The sequence below is a fragment of the Fibrella forsythiae genome (assembly GCF_017353175.1).
GTDB classification, from domain to species: domain Bacteria; phylum Bacteroidota; class Bacteroidia; order Cytophagales; family Spirosomataceae; genus Fibrella; species Fibrella forsythiae.
The window spans coordinates 1-20,329 of the sequence record NZ_JAFMYW010000011.1 but is presented as its reverse complement, the minus strand read 5'-3'; the positions used below and the strand labels follow the sequence as shown (position 1 = coordinate 20,329).

General features: G+C 53.7%; 9 protein-coding genes. All 9 read right to left on the bottom strand.

The window, feature by feature from the left end; genetic code table 11:
- Positions 1-36: 36 nt before the first annotated feature.
- Entirely contained in the window at positions 37-1,614 is a 1,578-nt protein-coding gene (locus tag J2I46_RS27180; protein ID WP_207332252.1) for a serine hydrolase, read from the bottom strand.
- An 83-nt stretch (positions 1,615-1,697) separates the two neighbouring features.
- Positions 1,698-2,474 (bottom strand): LytR/AlgR family response regulator transcription factor, encoded by a 777-nt coding sequence (locus J2I46_RS27175; RefSeq protein ID WP_207332251.1) that lies wholly within the window; start codon positions 2,472-2,474, stop codon positions 1,698-1,700.
- Positions 2,471-3,556 carry a sensor histidine kinase gene (locus J2I46_RS27170; RefSeq protein WP_207332250.1) on the bottom strand — a complete coding sequence of 362 codons (1,086 nt, stop codon included), beginning with the start codon at positions 3,554-3,556 and terminating at the stop codon, positions 2,471-2,473. Before J2I46_RS27170 ends, J2I46_RS27175 begins: the two co-directional genes overlap by 4 nt.
- A gap of 120 nt (positions 3,557-3,676) precedes the next feature.
- Positions 3,677-4,123, bottom strand: coding sequence for a DUF1572 family protein (locus tag J2I46_RS27165; protein ID WP_207332249.1), 447 nt, complete (start codon positions 4,121-4,123; stop codon positions 3,677-3,679).
- A 17-nt stretch (positions 4,124-4,140) separates the two neighbouring features.
- A complete protein-coding gene (locus J2I46_RS27160) occupies positions 4,141-5,196 on the bottom strand; it encodes a hypothetical protein (protein WP_207332248.1) in 1,056 nt (351 codons plus the stop codon).
- Positions 5,197-5,326: 130 nt separating this feature from the next.
- The gene (tal, locus tag J2I46_RS27155) at positions 5,327-6,433 is read right to left on the bottom strand and encodes a transaldolase (RefSeq protein ID WP_207332247.1); all 1,107 of its coding nucleotides are present in this window, start codon (positions 6,431-6,433) and stop codon (positions 5,327-5,329) included.
- 231 nt (positions 6,434-6,664) lie between these two features.
- Complete coding sequence (locus J2I46_RS27150) at positions 6,665-9,094, bottom strand: OmpA family protein (protein ID WP_207332246.1); 2,430 nt, start codon at positions 9,092-9,094, stop codon at positions 6,665-6,667.
- Between the two features lie 94 nt (positions 9,095-9,188).
- Positions 9,189-10,169, bottom strand: coding sequence for a PorP/SprF family type IX secretion system membrane protein (locus J2I46_RS27145; RefSeq protein WP_207332245.1), 981 nt, complete (start codon positions 10,167-10,169; stop codon positions 9,189-9,191).
- A 70-nt stretch (positions 10,170-10,239) separates the two neighbouring features.
- Complete coding sequence (locus tag J2I46_RS27140; RefSeq protein ID WP_310589090.1) at positions 10,240-20,316, bottom strand: SdrD B-like domain-containing protein; 10,077 nt, start codon at positions 20,314-20,316, stop codon at positions 10,240-10,242.
- Between the last annotated feature and the right edge of the window lie 13 nt (positions 20,317-20,329).

Here is a 20,329-nt window from a genome sequence, read left to right as displayed (position 1 = left end):
AGCCCGTCGAAGGGCCTAGAGCAAAAAAGCAATATTTTACTGCTTTACCCGCTGCAGATCAAGGTCCTGAAAATCGAAGCTGAAATCAGTTAAGGGCGAGATGGGCTTCATTTTGATGGACGTTGGCTTCATGGTGTCATCTACCTGGAAGGTGACAAACGCGTCGGCGTCCAGGCTACGGTTATTCCACTTCACCACGAACGTATTACCCTTGTAATAGAACAGTTCGCCCGTCAGCTTCGGCGCGCGCACCGACCGGAACCAGGTACGTCCTCCCTGCTGACTCAGCACCACATCGCCAAACCATCGGTCGCGATAGGTACCGGCGTAGTTGGCAAAATCGACTTTCGCGGTAGCCGCTTTTTGCTCTTTTTCTATACCGGCCCAAATGGCTGCGATGCTTTTCTCGGCTTCATCCTCCCCTTGCTTTTTGCGTTCGCTGTAGCGGGCTACCCAATCGGTTGGCGGCAGGCCCAAGTAGCTGTCTTTTATAACGTTGGTCACCGAGCTAAATGCCCCTCCCGATTGCTGATTAGTGAAAACGATAATGCCAAGCTGGAGCTCAGGGAGAAGCGTCACCTGCGTTACCATGCCCGCCAAACCGCCGGTATGCGTTACTTGCTTGAGGCCTTTTACATCAGAGAGAAACCAGCCCAGCCCGTAGGCAGAAAAGTGGGTATTATACGGTGGCACCGGCGTCGGGTTGGTCGGCAGAATCGTTTGCGGAGCCCACATTTCGGCGTGGACACTTTCGCTGAACAGCCGCTTGCTTCCATTATCGCCATATTTACCCTTATTCAATTGGGCAATCACCCACTTGCTCATGTCGGCCACGCTGGAATTGATACCGCCTGCTGAATAGCCAAACCGCATCATGTCCCGGTCAATGACCTGCACCTTCCCATTAACGGGCGCATGGGCGTCGATCACGTTCACTTTGTCGGCCAGGCGTTCGTAATAGCCCGCACTCCGGTTCATTTGCAGCGGCTTCATGATCCGGTCTTCCACAAATTCAGACCAAGTTTTGCCGCTGACCCGCTCCACTACCTCGCCAGCCACCATATAGAGCAGGTTGTCGTAATCGTATTTGGTCCGGAAGCCTGAAACGGGTTTCAGGTAGCGCAGGTTGTGAATGATGTCTTTCATGGTAAAATTGCTGGAATCGGGCCAGAACATCAGATCACCCGCACCCAGACCCAGGCCACTGCGGTGCGTGAGCAAATCGCGGATGGTAAATTCTTCGGTCACGTAAGCATTGTACATCCTGAACTCAGGTATGTGGTCAATCACCTTATCGTCCCAGGTCAGTTTGCCTTCGTCCATGAGGATGCCCAGCGCGGCAGCGGTGAATGCTTTGCTGTTGGAAGCAATACCAAACAGCGTGTTCTCATCGACCGGCTGACGGGTTTTCAGCGAACGAACACCATAGCCTTTTGCATGAACCACTTTCCCATCTTTCACCACGGCTACGGCAATGCCAGGTACGTCGAAGGTGGTCAGTGTACGCTGCACAAGCGCGTCGATCTGCGTTGACGTGATAGGCTGAGCACCTGATTTTAGCGAGCAGACGGCAACAAAAACGACAAGACAGTAGGTAAACAGTTGTTTTTTCATGGATGGTCGACAATGAATGGCAAGACGAATTAGCACCTCAACGACAAGGTACTAGATTATCAGACCATTAGGAAAGAGTACGGCTACTGATCTAGCCAGGCTTTGAATTCGGCCACTCGCTCACGGCTGACGATCACCTCGAAAGCGGGCGTTGGTTGCAAATCCAGCTTAAGGCGGCTGTTGAAATAGGCGTGAATCTTGCCAATAGCCGACACCTGTACGATGGCTTTACGACTGATGCGGAAAAACTGACTGGGCGGCAGGAAATCGGCGGCTTCGTCGAGGGTATAGTCCAGAATATGCCGTTTACCAACCGAATCGACCGCAAACGTCAACCCCTCGTCGGAGTACAGGTAAGCCAGCGACGATACGGGCAGGGTGACCATCTGCGCGCCATTCCTGACCAGTAACCGTTCTTTGGGCGCAGGCTTCGGGGCAGCCAGTTGGTTCAGCAGCTGTGCCAGTGTCGAGGGTAGTTCGTGGACCTCGCCAGCCTGTTTGGCGGTGTGGAGCGACTCAAATTTTTGAAGGGCTGCAGCTAGTTCCTCTTCATCGATGGGCTTCAACAGATAATCGACGCTGTTGACCTTGAACGCCCGAAGCGTAAACTCGTCGTAGGCGGTCGTAAACACCACAGGTACGTTCACCGTCACCTGCCGGAATATATCGAAGCTGATGCCATCGGCGAGCTGCACATCCATCAGGAGCAGGTCGGGGTGGGTGTAGGTACGTAGCCAGTTCACAGCGGCTTCTACACTGTCGATCACGTCCAGTACGGTCCAGTCGGGGCGAATATCAGCCAGCAGGCGGGTTAGTCGACGGGCGGCGGGGGCTTCGTCTTCAATCAGCAGCAGGTTCATTGGGCTATAGCGGGTTGTTCGGTGGCAGCCAGCAGCGGTAAGCTCACGGCGAATTGCTGTGTGGTCACGATCACATCGACCCGCTGACCGGCCAGCAGTTGGTATCGAGACCGAATGTTTTGCAGCCCAACCCCCGTCGATTCTTCCAGTTCATCAACGCTGGTCTGTGATTTCCGTTGCAGGTTGTTGCGAACGATGAGGCGGTTGTTTTCAATGAATACCTGAATGAACAACGGCTTGTGCGTAGAAATAACGTTGTGTTTCACCGCGTTCTCGACCAGCATTTGCAGCGATAGGGGTACCACACGGGCCATCAGGCAATCGTCGGGCAAATCGAGCTGAATCGTCAGACGATCACCGAACCGAATCTGCATCAGGAAGTTATACGCCCGCAGCGCCGATAGCTCATCGGCCAGCGACACCGTTTGCAGTTCACGGATTTCCAGAATGTAGCGGTACACCTTGGCCAGTTTCTGCACAAAGCGTACGGATAACTCAGGGTCTTCGGGAATCAGGGCGGTGAGGGTATTGAGGCTGTTGAACAGGAAATGCGGGTTGACCTGATTTTTAAGCGTTTCCAGCTGCGACTGCAGATTCGCCTGTTTCAGCTGTTCGGCTTCGAGCAGGGCGGCCCGCAGCTGACGGAAATAATAGATACACTCGTATACGGCCAGGCAAATCACCAGCGGAATAAGCGTGGCCTTGTATTCTTCAAGCAAACCGGGCTTGTGATGAATAAAACCGGGAAAAGCCAATTTCAACAGGTCGTTTAAGCCATAACAGACGACCATTGAAAATAGCATAGCAAACAGAAGCGACAGCCCCGTCAGCCAGAGTAGCCGCTGTGTCGTTTGCGAAACGGCCGGAAACCAGCGGCGAGTCTGGAGGTAAACGAGGCGACTTCCCTCCCAATACACCAGCGTGTGGGCGGTAGACGAGATCCACATGGGTAGGTACGCCACCAGCCCTTTCTCCAGCGTTGTGCCAAAAAACAGCAACGGCATCAGGAACCCCACCAGTGGAATACCGATGAGCCGCATGATACGGTCGTCGAACTGAACAGTGGGTGCGGTGGTCTGCATAAGGTGATGTCGAAAACGATTCAAGGTAGCGGCCCGGCTTTCGGCAAGCTACAAAAAAGCCGTGATCTGTCGGATTGACCCCATGAACTGTCGACAACACAGGCTGGCCGGGCAACTCCATTATCCCTGCACTAACCGCCGGTGGTAGTTCATCTGGCCCAGGTGATAGCCTAAGTGCGTAGCCAGATGAACCAGCAAATAGCCCGTGGATGTCTTCTGCTCGAACACCAGCATCGGGTATTCTTCGTTTAGGCGAGTCTCGTCCAGAGCCAGTAGCGTTTGGCTAACAGTCGCAATGGTGTCATCAAGTTGAGCCAGCATAACGGCGCGGGGGACGTCGCGAAGGGAAAATTCCAGGTCCCGATGGCGAACGTACCCGGACCGGCCCAGTTCGCCGCCAATGTAGGTGTTCAGGTTGCCGATCAGGTGCAGGCACAAATTTCCAGCTGAGTTGATAATGCCCGGCGGCACAGCCCAGATCATGGCCTCATCGTGGTATTGATTCAATTCCGTTTTCACCCGGTTCAAATCGCGGGTAAAGAGGGCGGTCAGCGTTTCGAGCAGCATAGTGGTGTCTAGTTACGTCAGTGCTGTTTCAGCCACGCAAAGTAATCCTGCTCAACGGCAATTCCGTTGTACACCTTGCCAATCACTTTTCCAGCGGCATCGTAGGTCAGTTTATGGTATGTGTGGTCGTGGTTCGGATACGCTCGTACCGTCAGGTTGTTTTTCCCGTGGCGGGCAAATTCGAGCGGCAGAATATCGTTGGATGTAGCACCCACATCGGCGGTACCGTAAATGATGCAGATCGGAATATCGAGCGAGAGCAGGTAGTCTTTGTTGTGTCCATGCGAAAACGAGTACATTGTTCGGTTCGGATCGCCTACGGCTACGTTCACGTTCAACGAATCCCGGCAGATGGCGGCCCATTCCTGTTGTAGGGCCTCAACACTACGTTGTGCTTCTTCCTGCGTGGCTTCCCCCGTAAATCCTTTCGCCCGTTCGGTACGGATGATCGACTGCATACGCCCTTCCAGCCCACCCGAAGAGGCGATCAGATGCGTTATCCGTTTGTTTGTATACGCCGTTTTTATGGCCACATGATACCCCTCCGACCCGCCCGCCACAACGACTCGTTTCGAATCTGCCCATGGTTGTTTCAGCACAAAGGCGAGCACGGCGTTTGTCTGCTTTACGTAATAGTCGAGGTAATTATGGGCCAGGTACGTTGCCGGGTACATCCTCGGTGCGGGCTTGTCGCGGGTATTGAACAGCGTATCCAGGTACGTATCGGCAACGACCAGCGGTACGCCCGGTTTGGCAATCATGATGCTATACTGCTCCGCTTCGTGGTCATAGCAGGTACGGGGCAATTCTGTTAACGCCGGTTTTCCTGTCCTGGGATTACTGGTGAACAGAGGAATAGGTAATGACCCCTGCCGAAACAGGAAAATGGGCTTTCGTTGTACCAGTCCTCCGGTTGGCGCCACCACCGCGAAGGTGATTGAATCGCCGGAGAAGGAATCGGGGAATGGAATGGTCAATACGACGCAGTCGCCGATCTGCCGCTGGGTACGTTGTGCGAAGAGTGGAGACGTTAGTACGTTGAGTAAGAACGCTATTCTGAAAAACTGTTTCATCAGCTGATTGAGATCGTGCTCATCAGCAAAGATGACTGGTACACTACGTTCGGGCCAACATAAGATTTGTTAAAAGCCAAAAGCCGAACCCTGCGAGGGATTCGGCTTTTGGCTTGCATGCACAGGCAGTTTAGGCTGGCGTCAGATTTTTCTTCTGATCGTCGATCGCCTGAAGCAATTTGTCATACGGTTTGTTAAACTTTTCAATACCCTCATCTTCCAACTGCTGCATCAACGCAGCCAGATCGATTCCTGCCTCGTTGACTTGATCGAGTACCTGCTGCGCCTGTTCCGGGTTTTCCTCCAGCCGGGCCGCAGCCTGGCCGTGGTCGCGGAAGGCGTCGAGTGTTTCCATGGGCACTGTATCAACAGTTTTGGGGCCAATCAACGCCTCAACGTACTTTACGTCCGAGAAAGCAGGGTCTTTGCTGCCTGTGCTGGCCCACAGCAGCCGTTGAGGCGTTGCGCCTTTGTCGGCCAAAGCCTTGAACCGGTCTGATTCAAACAGCCGCTTGTAAATCTGATACGCCTGCTTTGCCGAGGCAATGGCTACTTCACCTTTCAGCTGGCTTAATCCTTTTTCAACCAGTATGGGGTCTATCAGCGTATCGATCCGGCTCAGGAAGAAGCTGGCTACCGAGGCAATCTGGTCAATGGGTTGCCCGGCGTTAGCGCGTTCTTCCAGCCCGGCAATGTAGGCTTCAGCAACGGCCTCGTAGCGCTCCAGGCTAAAGAGCAGGGTTACGTTGATATTGATTCCTTCGCTGATGGCTTGCTGAATAGCGGCGAGACCCGGTTGTGTACCCGGAATCTTGATCATCACATTGGGGCGGTCTACCGCTTTCCAAAGAGCCCGTGCCTGCTCAATGGTGCCGGCAGTTTCCAGAGCCAGGTGAGGTGACACTTCCAGACTGACGAACCCGTCGGCCCCGCTTACTTTATCCTCATATACGGGTTTGAAGATGTCTGCCGCCCGCTGAATATCAGTTACGGCTACGCCATAGAAAATGTCTTCGTTGGATTTCCCCTGTTGCGCCAGTTGCTTTATGTCCTCGTCGTAATCCTGGCTGCTGCTGATCGCTTTTTCGAAAATAGCCGGGTTCGAGGTGATACCCCGAACGCCGTCTTCGTCGATCAGCTTCTGTAGCCCGCCACTTTTCATAATCTGACGGTCAATAAAATCGAGCCAGATGCTTTGGCCCAGTTCATGAATTTGTTTTACCCGATTTGCGCCCATGCTATTGGTTTTGGTTTTATAGTCGAGATTGGTTACCTATTATACCATAAAGCCCTGCCGCGTGGGTTTGTTTACTCAATACCAGCGACAAACCCTATTTAACGTGCTGAACGTACCTGCGGCACACAGAAAGCATGTGAACGGCCAAACACGCAGAAGCCGCTTCCGGTAATCTGGAAACGGCTTCTGCGTATTTTTCAGGTACGTACCTGGCAACTTCATTTCGAGTAGCTAGTCGATCGATAGTATCTTGATCTCTGTCCGCCGATTCAGTTGGTGTTGCACCTCCGTACATTTAACGCCATCGGCACAATTATTCAGCAGTTCTGACTCACCATAGCCAGTAGCCTGCATACGAGCTTTGGCAATGCCTTTCGTGGCCATATAGGCAACGGCGGCTTTGGCCCGGTTGGTAGACAACGTTTTGTTATAAACCGTTGTGGCGCGGCTATCCGTATGCGACCGCATCTCGATGTGCATGTTAGGATACCGGTTCAGCATGTACACGACCCGATCCAGCTCTTTGGCAGCATCGGGCCGGATTTTCGATTTACCCAGATCATACAAAATATTGTCGATCCGCAGGATATCGCCGGCGCTTAGCATGGTCAGGTTAGGCGTTCCACTGCCATCAGCGGCGATGATCACGCCCAGGCAGGCCATGTTCTTGTGAACGGCTTCAAGCTTGTATTCACATCCCAGAACGGTAGTGAACGAATACAGACCGTTGCCATCAGATACCATCTGCTGCGACCCTCCGTTGCACTGGTCTTCCAGCGTGATCTTCACTCCCTGCACAGGCATATTGTCTTTCTGGTTCACCACTTTTCCCTGCTGCTGTACTACTGTGCCAACGGGCGCTTCAGCTGTGGTCACCGCTTTGGCAGGCAGGGCGGGTAGAATCGTGGGGTGGCTTAGGGCTACTTCAAGCCGCGACGGCTGGTCGTCCTGCATGTTGTGGGTGGCAAAACCAACCTTCGTGTCGAGGTATCCATCGTGCATGGCAACCAGCGTTAGTTCGCTTTCGGCATCCACGCATATCTTGATATCGCCATTTGCATCCGTCTGCAGTTCTTTCCGGTCATTGCCTGGTTCCCCCCCCTGCAAGATAACTTTCGCGTTTGGCAACGGATTTTTTGTAACCTCATCGAACACGTTCACCGTCAGTTGCCGGCAGGGGTACAATGATCCTTCCCGCGAGAAGCGGTAAATATCATCATCGGCGCCACCGTTTTTCCGGTTGCTGCTGAAATAACCCGTTTTGCGGTCACCATCGGTTACAATGCCAAAATCATCTTTAGCTGAATTAAGCGGTTCGCCCAGGTTGCGGACGTTCTTGGTGGCTTTGCCATCCAATCCCATCTCAACGTAGAACAAATCAAGGTCTCCCAGGCCAGGCAGCCCATCTGACGAAAAATAGAGGTTTCCCTTCTCATCAATGAACGGAAACAGCTCGTTGCCTTTTGAGTTAACATCCGCGCCGAGATTAACAGGAGCCGACCAGCGGGTTCCCTCCCACGTCGACACGTAGATATCCGTACCACCTAAGCCTCCGGGCATATCAGACGCAAAATACAGGCGCTGGTTATCGCGGCTCAGTGCGGGATGCCCGGTTGAAAACTCGTCACTGTTGAAAGGCATCTCTTCAATGTCGCTCCAGACGCCACTGACCTGCTTGGCCGTGTAGAGCTTCAGTTTGTTTACGCCATCTTTACTCGTTGCCGACTGCCCGTTGTTGTAATTGTTGCGGGTAAAAATCACCCGTGAGCCATCGCTGCTGAATGTGGCGGGGCCTTCGTGGTATTTGCTGTTCAGCGACTGGCTAAACTGATCTGATTCAGATACAGGCACCATGCCGTAGCCTTCACCGGCAGCTACCTGGCTACCTCCGTAAACGCCCACCGTACGGCTATCATTGGAGGTACTGGCGGTAAAATCATCCCGCCCAAGCGGACGGTAAGACTGGGTTCGAAGCTGGCGGCGGCTCGAATTACCAGCGCCCAAACTAGCTGCGGTTGTTCCTTTCACGGCGCTCAACTCGGGTAAGTAATGCAAGTCCAGGAAAGGCGTATTATCCCACTTGAACACACGACGAATACCATTATCCGCCTTCGACGACGTAACAAATACCAATCCGCCCCGATAGATCATTGGGCTAAATTCAGCATCGCGCGTGTTCAGGTCGAGAAAATCGACCCGGTAGCTTCCGGCATTGCCGGTGAGCGCGCTAACATCGCGGTATAGCTTGGAGAAGCGCGGCCCACGGCTATCAGTCGTTTGAATACTTCCGTAGGTTTCGTACGCTTCCTGCGCCTCTTTGTATTTGCCATTACTGGCTAACGCCTGGGCAAAATGCAGGTAAGCATCGTTATACTCGGCGGGCAGTTGGCCTCCACCAATCAGGTCGCGATACACTCGTTCGGCATTGTGTGTATCACGCAGCTGGCGATAACAGTAGCCTAGTTTGGCCCGTACCTGACGTATCTCTGCTTCAGTGGGCAACTGAACTTCCTGAATAGCTTTTTCGTACAGTTCAGCTGCCTGAGCGTAGGCTAGTTGGGCAAATTGCTGATCAGCGCGTTTAGCCGCACTCTGAGCCAGTGAAACAGGTCCAACTAGTAACAGTAACCAGCAAACGGCGAGAGACAAACGTGAATTCATACGTGAAGCTGTATGAGATGGGTTAGAAAATAAGAGAGGGTATGGCCTCACCTGAAGACCATACCCTCTGAATAGCAAATACTTTGCCGAACTCTTAAAAATAGCGCGGTGTCAGAATTTTGTTCCTGTTAAAGCCTAATTCATAGCGAATCATGATCTCGTGTGAGCTTGGTGCATACTTCATCAGACCGTTTAGGGTGCGGTCATATGCATAACCCAACCGAAACTGGTCACTGAGTTGCAGCTCAAGCATACCCACGATGGCGTCGTTGGTCTGGTCAGTGAAGGTGTAGAACTGGTTGCGCCGGTACGACGTACCAATGGCTACGCGATCATTGATCCAGAGGTTCACGTTACCATCGAATCCAAGTGGCGCATCTTCCGAGTACTTCACGAGCATCGATGGTTTCAGTTTCAACGCAGGGCTCAATCCGATCACGAACCCAGCCATGGCGTACGCCTGGCGAGCCTGACGAGACCGGATACCCGGTGCATTGAAGTCACTCAGGTTGTTACGCAGTAACCGAGGCACTGACAGACCAAGATAAGATCGGTCATTGCTCACGTAAATGCCGGTACCGAAATTAGGCAGCATTTTGTTGATGTCTGTAGCAAAAGCCGGGTCACTTGGTCCCAGTTGCCCGGGCGACGTAACAACTTCAGTCAGACGGTTGCTGTAGGCAGACACACCACCAGTCAGCCCCAACGAGAGTGTTGACCGTTGCCCCACCCGAAAGCGGAAGGCGTATGACGCGTACGCGCCTGTCTCCGTCTGCTTACCGATACGATCATTATAGAGTTGAAGCCCTACACCAATGCGTTCGCGGTTCAGTGGCATATCGGCGGTGAAAGTGGCCGTTTGCGGGGCACCTTCCAGCCCAATCCACTGCGCCCGATACAGGGCCGTCATACTCAGCACATCGCGACTACCGGCATAAGCTGGGTTAAGCGCCATCATGTTGAACATGTACTGCGAGAACATCTTGTCCTGCTGCGCCTGGACCCGGCTGCTTCCAACCCCGAGGGTTAGCAGCAGCACAGCTGCCCAAAGTTTAAAAGCGTGTTTGTTACACATATCAGATAGACTGCTTTGGAATGTTCAGGTCAAGGTAGCCCGCAGCGGCGGACCACCTTGAACCTACTTATTACCGGTTAATCGTCATGTATCGTACGTATTCACGTCCATCGCTCAGCTTCACGACGTAGAAGTACGTACCGTCGGGCAGGCCATTGCTGGTGTTACCCACCTGCGTACCCGTATTCGGCTTACCATCCCAGTCATTCTTATAGTCTTCGCTGTAGTAGACGCGGTGGCCCCAACGGTTGAAGATCTCAAGACTAACTGTTACTCCCAGCGTTCCGGTGATCACAAAGGTATCATTGATACCATCTCCGTTTGGCGAGAAGCCTTCAGGAATGAACACTGTTTGCAGATTCAGCGGCAGGTTTAACGGAGTAGCTTCGCTTTCATTCAGATCTGTCGGGTTGTTGTTACCGTTCAGGTCTGGGTTCATGCCGTTGGTCGACACATCGCTAACTGATTCGAGACCGGCCTTCGCAGCGGCATACACCGAGTTGAAGAACGTACCTGTTTGTCCGTTGGTCACTACATTGATCCGTACAAGCAGGGTATCTATAGCGCCTACTGCCAATTGGCTTGTAGAATCGCCCGTTACCAGCGCTGGGTCAGTATTTCCGTTAAAGCCCGGATTCACCTTCAGCTTACTACCTGCTGATGCAATTGGTGTGCCAAGAACACTGAAGCTGGCACCTACCTGCTGATTAAACACCTTCGAGAGGCTATCCGACAGCGTTACATTCTTCAGCGCTACCGTACCGTAGTTTTTAACCACCACACGATAGGTGACGTTGTAGCTACCATTCGCCTGACGAGCCGTATCGCGAACCATCATGGCAACACCAATGTGTGGCGTACCTGGCAGGCTGTTCAACACAACGCCGGTGCCATCATTGTTGTTACGAGGATCGAGGTCATTGTCAGGGTCAACATTCGAACCTGCATTTGACGTATCAGCCACTGCAACCGTTCCACCTTTTGCCGAACCAAGGGCAATGTTGGTGAAGCTTAGCGACGTAGCCTGCGATACATTGACACGAGCGATCAATTGAATGTAGCGGATTGCTTTGGCAGGAAGCGTGCTGGCCGTAGTATCGAGCATGTTTGTCAACAAGCCTACACCGGTATAACCCGCATTTACTTTCAGACCTGCATCGGCCGTTACCGTCACACTCGTTACCTGAGCACCGTGGCCGAAGGCTTTCGACAGATCATCGACTACCTGTACCTGCTTCAGATCAACACTGCCCAGGTTGCACACCTTAATTGAGTAAGGCACATCCCAAACCGTATTAGACACCCGAACCGGCGTACCTACTGCTTTGGCTACCCCCATCAGTGCCGATGGCAGATCGAAGCGAACAGCCGTTTTGCTGTCCTCATCAGGGTTGATCGTAGAACCTGTGTTCGACTTATCCGTTACCGTCAGCGTAGTTCCCTCTGGCTTAGCCGAAGCGTACACCTGGCTGTAGAATGGTCCGTTGGCTCCGTTAGGCTTCACGTTCACCGTGTAAGTCAGCGTATCGGCTTTACCAGCGGCCAGACGGCTCAGATGGCTATTGAAGTAGTACGGAGTTGCATTACCGTCGAAGTCACTGCTCACAATCAGTTCGCTACCTGCGTTGGCCACCAGACCACTCACGATTGAGTAGGTAGCCGGACTTGCAAATGCGTGGGCGATTGTATCAAGCAGGCTCACGTTGGTCAGCGCAACAGTGCCGAAGTTCTTCACGTACACCTTGTAGGTCACATTATAGCTATCGTCAGCCTGTTTCACCACCGATGCAACTGACATAGCAACACCGATTTGTTTCGCCTGTGGCTTCGGTGTGGCCGGAATCGTGATCAGCGTTGCGCCACTGTCGTTGGTTGGATCACCGTCCTTATCCAGGTCGGCGTCATTCCCTTCAACCGACACGTCACTTACCTGCGAAGTCGAGTTCATGGCAGTGGCCGTTGCCAGGTTAGCATACGTCCGTGCAGCGGTATCGGCTTTGTTCAGATGAACCGTTGCGCTCAACACGAAGGTCGACGTTTGACCGGCAACCAGTGTGCTGCTGGCGGCGAGCATCTGAACGTGAGCCCCTACGCCTGTGTAAGCTGGGTCAATTGCCAGTTTGCTGCTGCCATCTGTAACGGCCAGTTGCGCGCTCAGTACGTTGCCTGTTCCGAATACAGCTTCCAGATCGTCCGTAACACCTACTGTTGTCAGGTCTTCGTCGCCGAAGTTGGTCACGGTAAACCGGTAGTCTACGGCCAGAGTGCTGTCATTTGTGAAGGTTGGCGTACCCATCACCTCCTTAGCCAGACCAATCAGGCCAGCTTTGAACGGTGAGTTGTCCGTAACCGTCACGCTTGAGGTGTTGTTGTTCGCAGCAGGGTCAACTACATCGCTGTAAGTGATGCTTGCTGTGTTCACAACGCTACCCTTCTTGGTCAGGCGGGCCATGAATACCACCGAGTCAGTTGCTCCAACAGCCAGGCTGTCGAACCGTTTCGAGATGGCTCCATTGCTTACTGTGTACGAAACCGGTGAGTTGGCAATGACCAGATTCAGACCTAGTGGCAGTACGTCGCGGACGTCAACGTTATAGGCTACACCCGGACCATTGTTGGTCACCTTCAGTGTGTACTTGATTGACTCACCTACTTTCGCCGCTGGATTGCTTACCAGTTTGGCAATCGACACGTCGGCCGACTTACCAGCATCCTGGGTGCAATCAACCACTTTCACAACCACCTTGGCCGGCAGGCTCACACACTGGTTAGCCGTCCGTTCGAAGATGTAGTAGATACCGTCACCAGCTACACCGGGATTCATGACCAGTGCAGACGATGCCGACTCACCCATGCGGTATTCGTATGTGCTGCCAGCCGTTGTATTACCGCCCAGCGCTGTGCTGAGGCTAACCGTTGTAGCTGGACAGGCGTTGCGCAGGTTGACTACCAGCGGAGCTGCTACCGGTGCAGCTACGCTGATGGCTACGCTTGATGAAGGCACTGAGCTACATCCATTCTGATCGAAGACCTGAACGCTGTAGGCACCGCCCTCTTTCACCGTAATGCTCTGCGTTGTGGCTTTGTTGCTCCACAGGTACGTAAACCCGGCTGGGGCCTGAAGCTTCACTGAGTCACCGTAGCAAAGCTGGGTGGCTCCGATCACCGACACCGTCGGCTGCTCTTTCGGACCATTGAGGGTCAGCACCAGGGCATCGCTCTTAACGCCACAGGCCGTGTTGTTGGTTTTCGCTGAGAACGTCAGCGTGACCTGGCCGGCCTGTACATCCGTCGCCGACGGAGTGTACAGAGCCTGACCGCTAAAGGCATTGTCGAACGTACCTGTACCGCTGGTTGTCCATTGGGTAGTCAGGTTATTTCCGGTTGCCTTACCGTTTAGTTTATACGTCTTCGCTGCACATACTGCTGCATCCACGCCTGCGTCGGCCGTTACCGGATTATCACCGCATGGGATCTGATCCCCACAAGCTGTGATGTTCACCTGGATTGGAGCAGGCAGGCTGTAGCAACCGCCAGTCGTTTTCTCAACCACATAGTACGTACCTGATGCCGTCACGTTCGTGTTGGTCAGCTTGGTAGCTGGCTCAAGCGTGCTGCTAGAGTAGTACTCGAGCGTTCCGCCGGTAGTCTGTACAGGACCCACTGCGCTGGCCAGATTCACGGCCAGGATTGGGCAGGTATTGGTCAGATCCGTCGTTTTCGGCTGTGGCACTTTCGGCAGCACGGTAATCACGATGGCGTTAGACACCTTGCTCTTACAGTTGTTCGACGTGCAGCACTGCGCTGTGTACGTTGCTGTAGTGGCTGGGTTTACCGTGATGCTGCTACCAACCTGGTTGTTACTCCAGATGGCGAAGGCACCCGCTGGGCAACCGCTGGCGGTCAGCGTAACAGGCGAGCCGAAGCAGGTCGTTACGTTGCTGGTCGAACCGTTCACTTTCACAACTGGCGTACCTGGCTGACCAACCGTCAGTTTGCAGGCTGGAGACCAATCGCTCTGGCAACCGTTCAGCGTACACTTCACGGCGTAGGTTGTGCTTTCACCCGGTGTTACCACGATGCTCGACGTTGTTTCGCCGGTGCTCCACAGGTAACCAGCGTTCTCGCAGCCCTGAGCTGTCAGTGTAGCAGGGTCACCCGCACATACTGTTGGCTTGTCGCAACCGATCGTTGGTACTTTCAGCTGAACCAGGTAGTGGTCTACCATTTGCGATGGTGCACTGCTGCAACCATCTACTGTGCAGACAGCACTGAACCAGTTGTCATGTAGCACAGTGAAGGTAAATACTTTACCTGACGCACCGCCACCCCATGTGATCTGGCCGTTATCGCAACCTGTAGCAGTCAGCGATACAACTTCACCATAGCAACGGTAGATGTTTCCAACACCGATGATAACCGGAGCAGGCACGTACTTCACTTTCGTACGGGCACCCGTTACGTCAAGGTCAGCACAGATCTGATTGGTCTGAATCTTAGTCAGCACATCCGATGCTTTCGTCGTTCCCAGAACCACCGTCGACAGGTCGAGTGTAGCCGGATTGTAGACCAGCGTATGGATGGTGTAGATCGCAGCCTCTGTAGCAGGCACCGTGAATGACGGTGTATCGCCGGTTTGCTGAATCACAAGATCCGTTCCTTTCGTCAGCACGTAGCGGACTGAGAAACCGGCTGGTACCACGCGGCCACCGTTGTCAGTTGCCGAGAGGGCTACCGTCGTCATTGTCGACGCGCATACTTCGCTGATCGTTGGCACCAGGGTTCCGGCTTTAGCCAGGCAATTCTCTGGACCTCTCTTACGAACCGTGATCGTGATCGATGGGTCGCTGGTGCAGCTACGGAAGCGGCAGGTAGCCGTGTAGTAGCTGACAGCAGCCGTTGGGCTTACCACGATCGACGAGCCAGTCTGGTTCGTATTCCACGTTACTGTACCTGGGCAGTTCGATACTGACAGCGTCACGCTTTCGCCTTCGCTGATGATCGTGCTACTGGCCGTTACGTCTGGCACGGGCACCGGCACTACTGTAATGGTATACAGTGATGAAGGCGCGCTCATGCAAGACTGATCCGAGCATTTCACCGAGTAGCTGGTTGTGCTGGTTGGCGATACAGTGATCACTGTCTTACCGTTGTCAGCAGCACCTGTGCTCCACATAGCCGTACCTGAACAGTTCTGGATAGTCAGATCAACTGATTCGCCTGGGCAAATCACTGATGTGCTGCAGATCACCGTTGGCGCTGGTGGCGTCGTTACGTTGATCGTGATCACACGTGACTGTGGGCTTCCACACTTGTCAGCCTGCTTGCAGCTTGCTGAATATGTGTTGGCATCAGCCGTTGGGGTTACTACGATCGACGAACCTGTCATACCATTCGACCAGATAACCTGTCCGTTGGTGCAGTTACCAGCCGTCAGCGTTACGCTGCCACCGTTACAAACTGATGGGGCAGACGAAGCGACCGTTGGTGCAGTGCCAGCCGTCTTCACAATCACCTTCACAGCGTTCGACGGTGCGCTTTCGCAGTTGTCGGTTACGCAGGTGGCCGTGTAGTCGGTGTTGATCGTTGGTACTACTACGATTGAGCTACCAGTCAGATTACCCGGCATCCATTTAACAGTTCCGTTGGCACAGCCTTCAGCTACTGTCAGTGTTACCGACTCACCTGAGCAGATGGCCGTGTTCGGGATAGCCCGGATCGTTGGTGCCGACGGCTTACCTACCTGAATCGTTACCGATTGCGATGGGTTGCTGATACAGTCGCGCACTTTACAGTAAGCGTAGAAGCTTGAGGTAGACGTTACTGTCACCGAGATCACGCTGCCTGTCATGTTATTGCTCCAGGTTACATTACCCGTGCAACCCGTAGCTGTGAGGCTAACCACTCCACCGGTGCAAACTGACGCGGCCGAGGCCACTACCGTTGGCACAGCCGCTGGTGTTACCTTGATCGTGTAGTCGTCTGAGCGTGGGCTCAGGCAGGTTCCATCCACACACTGTAGCGAGTAGCTGTTGTTACCAACCGTTGGCGTTACAATGATGCTGGCCGTTTTCTCACCTGTGCTCCAAACTGGCGTACCTACGCAGTTCTGAGCGGTCAGCGTAACAGTTTCGCCTGGGCAGACCTCTGTCGTGCTGCAAACAACCGTTGGTTTTGGCAGGTCGTTACCAACCTTGATCACCTTGGCTGTTGATGGGCTGTAGCAGTTGTTGAGGCGACACTGAGCCGTGATCGTCGTTTCGGCAGTTACCGTCAGCGATATAACCGTTCCGGTCATATTGTCTGACCAGTACACCTGGCCGTTAGTACAACCTACAGCCGTGAGGCTAACCACACCACCGGCGCAGACTTTATCAGCACTTGCCAGAATGGTTGGTGCCTGTACATCTGTTACCGTCACTGTGATCGGGTTCGACTGAGTGCTGGTGCACGTACCTACTACGCAACTGGCGGTGTAGGTAGTCGTCACCGTTGGGAACACTTCAATCCGGTTGCCCGTCATGCCGTTCGACCATTTAACCGTTCCGGCGCAATCGCGGGCAGTCAGGATGGTCGACTCGGCCGGATCATGACCACACAGTGCAGTGATGGCGCAGGCAATCGTTGGAGCCGGTGTGTTACAATCGTCTACCGTGATACCCACTGTAGAGGTGTTGTCTTCCGGCTTACTTGGATCGTCGTTACCACCCGTTACCACTACCCGGTTCACGATAGAGCCGGTTCCTTTCACTTTCGCCTGGATGATCAAGCTGCGGTTAGACCCATTGAGCAGGCTACCGATCGTCCATACACCCGTTGCGGCATTGTATTCGCCGGCCGGCGTGGCACTGACGTATTCAAGTCCGGCAGGAAGCATTTCAGATACAGTCACCGCCGTAGCGTTGATCGGACCATTGTTGGTTACCGTGATACCGTATGAGATCACGTTACCTACTTTATATGGGCCTGCTGTCATAACCGTCTTCACAACCGCGAGGTCGGCCAGACAGGTAGCTTTCACCGTTACGATCACCGCTTCAGATGGCACACTTACGCAACCAGCTGCACTTTCAGCAATGGCGGTGTAGGTAGTCGACTGCATTGGTGTTACCACGAGTGCTTTACCACTTGCACTTGACCCGATGAAGGTTCCATTGGCGTACCAGTTGATCTTGGCTCCCGTTGTGAATCCGAACAGTTTTGTGCTCGTGCCACGGCAGAGGATCTCATCGTCACAGGCTACACCCAGCGGTGCATCCGGCCGCTTGTTGATCACTACCAGTACGGTGCTGTAAGCAGGCGTACAAACGCCGTTTCCGTCAGGATCGTTGGTCTGTACCGTGAAGGCAACCTGACCAGCGGCGATATCAGCAGCAGATGGTGTGTACATGGCCGTGAGGCTAGTAGCACCTGTCAGTGTGCCTGCAGTTGCCGAGTTAGATGGCATCCAGGTTACACCCGTAGCCGATCCACCAATCTGCGCAACCAGCGTGATCTTGTCGCCTTCGCAAACTGAACCGGATGTGAGGCTGGTCGATACCATGGCTACGCTCTGGCAGCTGCAATCGATCGCGTTCACCGTCAGCACAGCAGGGTAGCTGTAGCAACCGTAGCGTGACCGCTCGAAGAGGTAATACTCACCTGCTCCAACAGCCGTCAGGTTCGTCACCAGCGGACTAGTTTCGCTGATACCTGTGTGCCATTCCAGCGTACTGCCAGGTAGCGGTACGTTGTTCAGTTTCACCGTGGTGAGATCGAACATCTTGTCTTTGCAGATCGTCACTTCCTTCAGACACGATGGCGTGTTCGGACGGGCGTTGACGATGATGACAACCGGCTTGATCTCGCTCTTGCAGCCATCGGCCGTTTCTGCCTGTACATAGTACGTCAGATTCGTCGTTGGCGCTACTTCATATGGCTGTCCACTTACCGTAGTGAAGGCCAGCACCTGCGCTGTGGCATCGAGGTACCAGTTCACTTTCGATGATCCCACGGCGATGGCGCTTACCGAAGTAGACCCGCCTACGCACAAGCTCATGTTTGTGGTACCGGCTACCAGTATCAACGGTGTGGCACACTTCGTAGCTACACCTGCATCGATGGTCATGTTATTCCGACCTACGTTGCCTAAGGGCAGCGCCGTGTTGATCGCAATTACTTTACTGAATCCATCGGCACCCGGATCACTGTCTACAGCGCGGTCGCCACCTTGCTCTGTCAGGGTAAAGGTTTCACCCGTTGGCAACGTGAATTTCACTTTGTAGTTACCGGCAATCAGGTTATCGAAGAGGTAATAACCTGTTCCGTCAGTTACCGTTTCGGCCAGTGGCACGCTCAGGTTATTGGCACCGAACAGTTCAACTGTGATACCGGCAATACCTGTGTTACCGTCATTCTGGATACCGTCGTTGTTTGTATCACGCCATACGTAGTTACCAATAGAACCGTATGGAACAATACCAGCGTCGATCGTCAGATTGACACGTGCGGTGCTTGAGAGTGGCTGCGTTACATCAATTGTGATGATGCTGGTCAGCCCGTCCACTACACCTGCATTGCTATCAAATTCAGGAGAAACACCTGCTTTGTTCTGTGTCGTGAACACGCTGCCAGTTGGCGCCGTGAACTTGACAACGTACTGACCCGAAGGCAGTTTGTCGAACAGGTATTTACCCGTGCCATCGGTTGTTGTCGTGGCCAGCGGTACAGTTGTATTCGATGCAGCAAACAGCTGTACCGTAACTCCTGCCACACCAGGCTCCAGAACAGTCGATCCTTGCTGACCGTCGCTGTTGTAGTCGAACCAGACGTAATCACCAATCGCACCCAGATTGCGGATAAACCCGCCATCAACCGTTGGGTTGTTTTCGCCACTTGCCAGTGTAATGCTCTGGCTACGACCCGTCAACGGATCAACGTCGCTATCGTCAGCTACGTTAGTACCCGACCGAGGCGTTGTTGGCGTATAACCATCCGGCGTCGTGAACCCTACGCTGTAGCTATTGCTCGTACCTGGCGTCAGACCCGTGAAGCTATACAGACCAATAGCATCGGTAGTAGTAGTTGCAATAACACTACCGTTCTGGTAGAGCGTTACAATCACGCCTGGAATCGGGCTGTCGCCTGCATCCTGGATTCCATTCCGATTCACATCAGCAAACACGTAGTTGCCAAGGCTGGCAGGCTTGTAGAAACCAGCGTCCACCGTTGGGTTGAACTCGTCAGCTGTCAGTGAGTACACACCCGTCAGACCCGTAGCTACTGAAGCGTCTGAGTCCAAGGCGTCATTCGTACCTACGTTAGCCAGTGTGGGCAGGAAGCCCGCAGGCTGACCGAAGCCAACCACGTATGGCGTCCCCGGCGTCAGGCTTGTGAAGCTGTACAGACCATTAGCATCTGTGGTCGTTGTTCTGATAGCACTTCCGCTTGTGTACAGAGTTACCAGCACACCCGGGATCGGCACGTCGCCGGCATCCTGAACGCCGTTGGCATTCTTGTCTTCAAACACGTAGTCGCCCAGACCCGCCGTTGGCTGAATAAAGCCTCCGTCGATCGTTGGATTGTACTCGCCCGATGACAAGGTCACACTCTGACTGCGACCCGTGATTGGGTTCACGTCTGAATCTTTCGATGTATCCGTTCCCGATTGCGGTGTAGTTGGTGTGAAGCCGGATGGCGTCGTGAAGCCTACACTGTAAGAATTGCTGCTACCTGGGGTCAGGCCTGTGAACGAGTACAGACCGTTCACGTCCGTGGTGGTCGTCGCTACAGGAGAGCCATTCTGGTACAGAACAACTACTACCCCTGGAATAGGCGTATCACCCGGCGATTGAACACCGTTTCTGTCTTTGTCATTAAAGACATAGTCACCCAGTGAGGCAGGCTTATAGTAGCCAGCATCAACCGTTGGGTTGAACTCACCGGCAACCAGCGTGTACGTACCTGTGCGGCCCGTTACCATCTGCACATCAGAGTCGATTGCGTCGTTGTTGCCAACGTTTGCGGCCGTCGTAACGAAGCCTGATGGGGTAGCAAAGCCAACCTGGTAGATGTTCTGTGGGCCAGAAGCCAGACCAGTAAAGCTATAACCACCTGACACATCCGTAGTAGTAGTTGCTACTGCGCTGCCATTTTGGTAGAGTGTCACCAGCACACCCGGA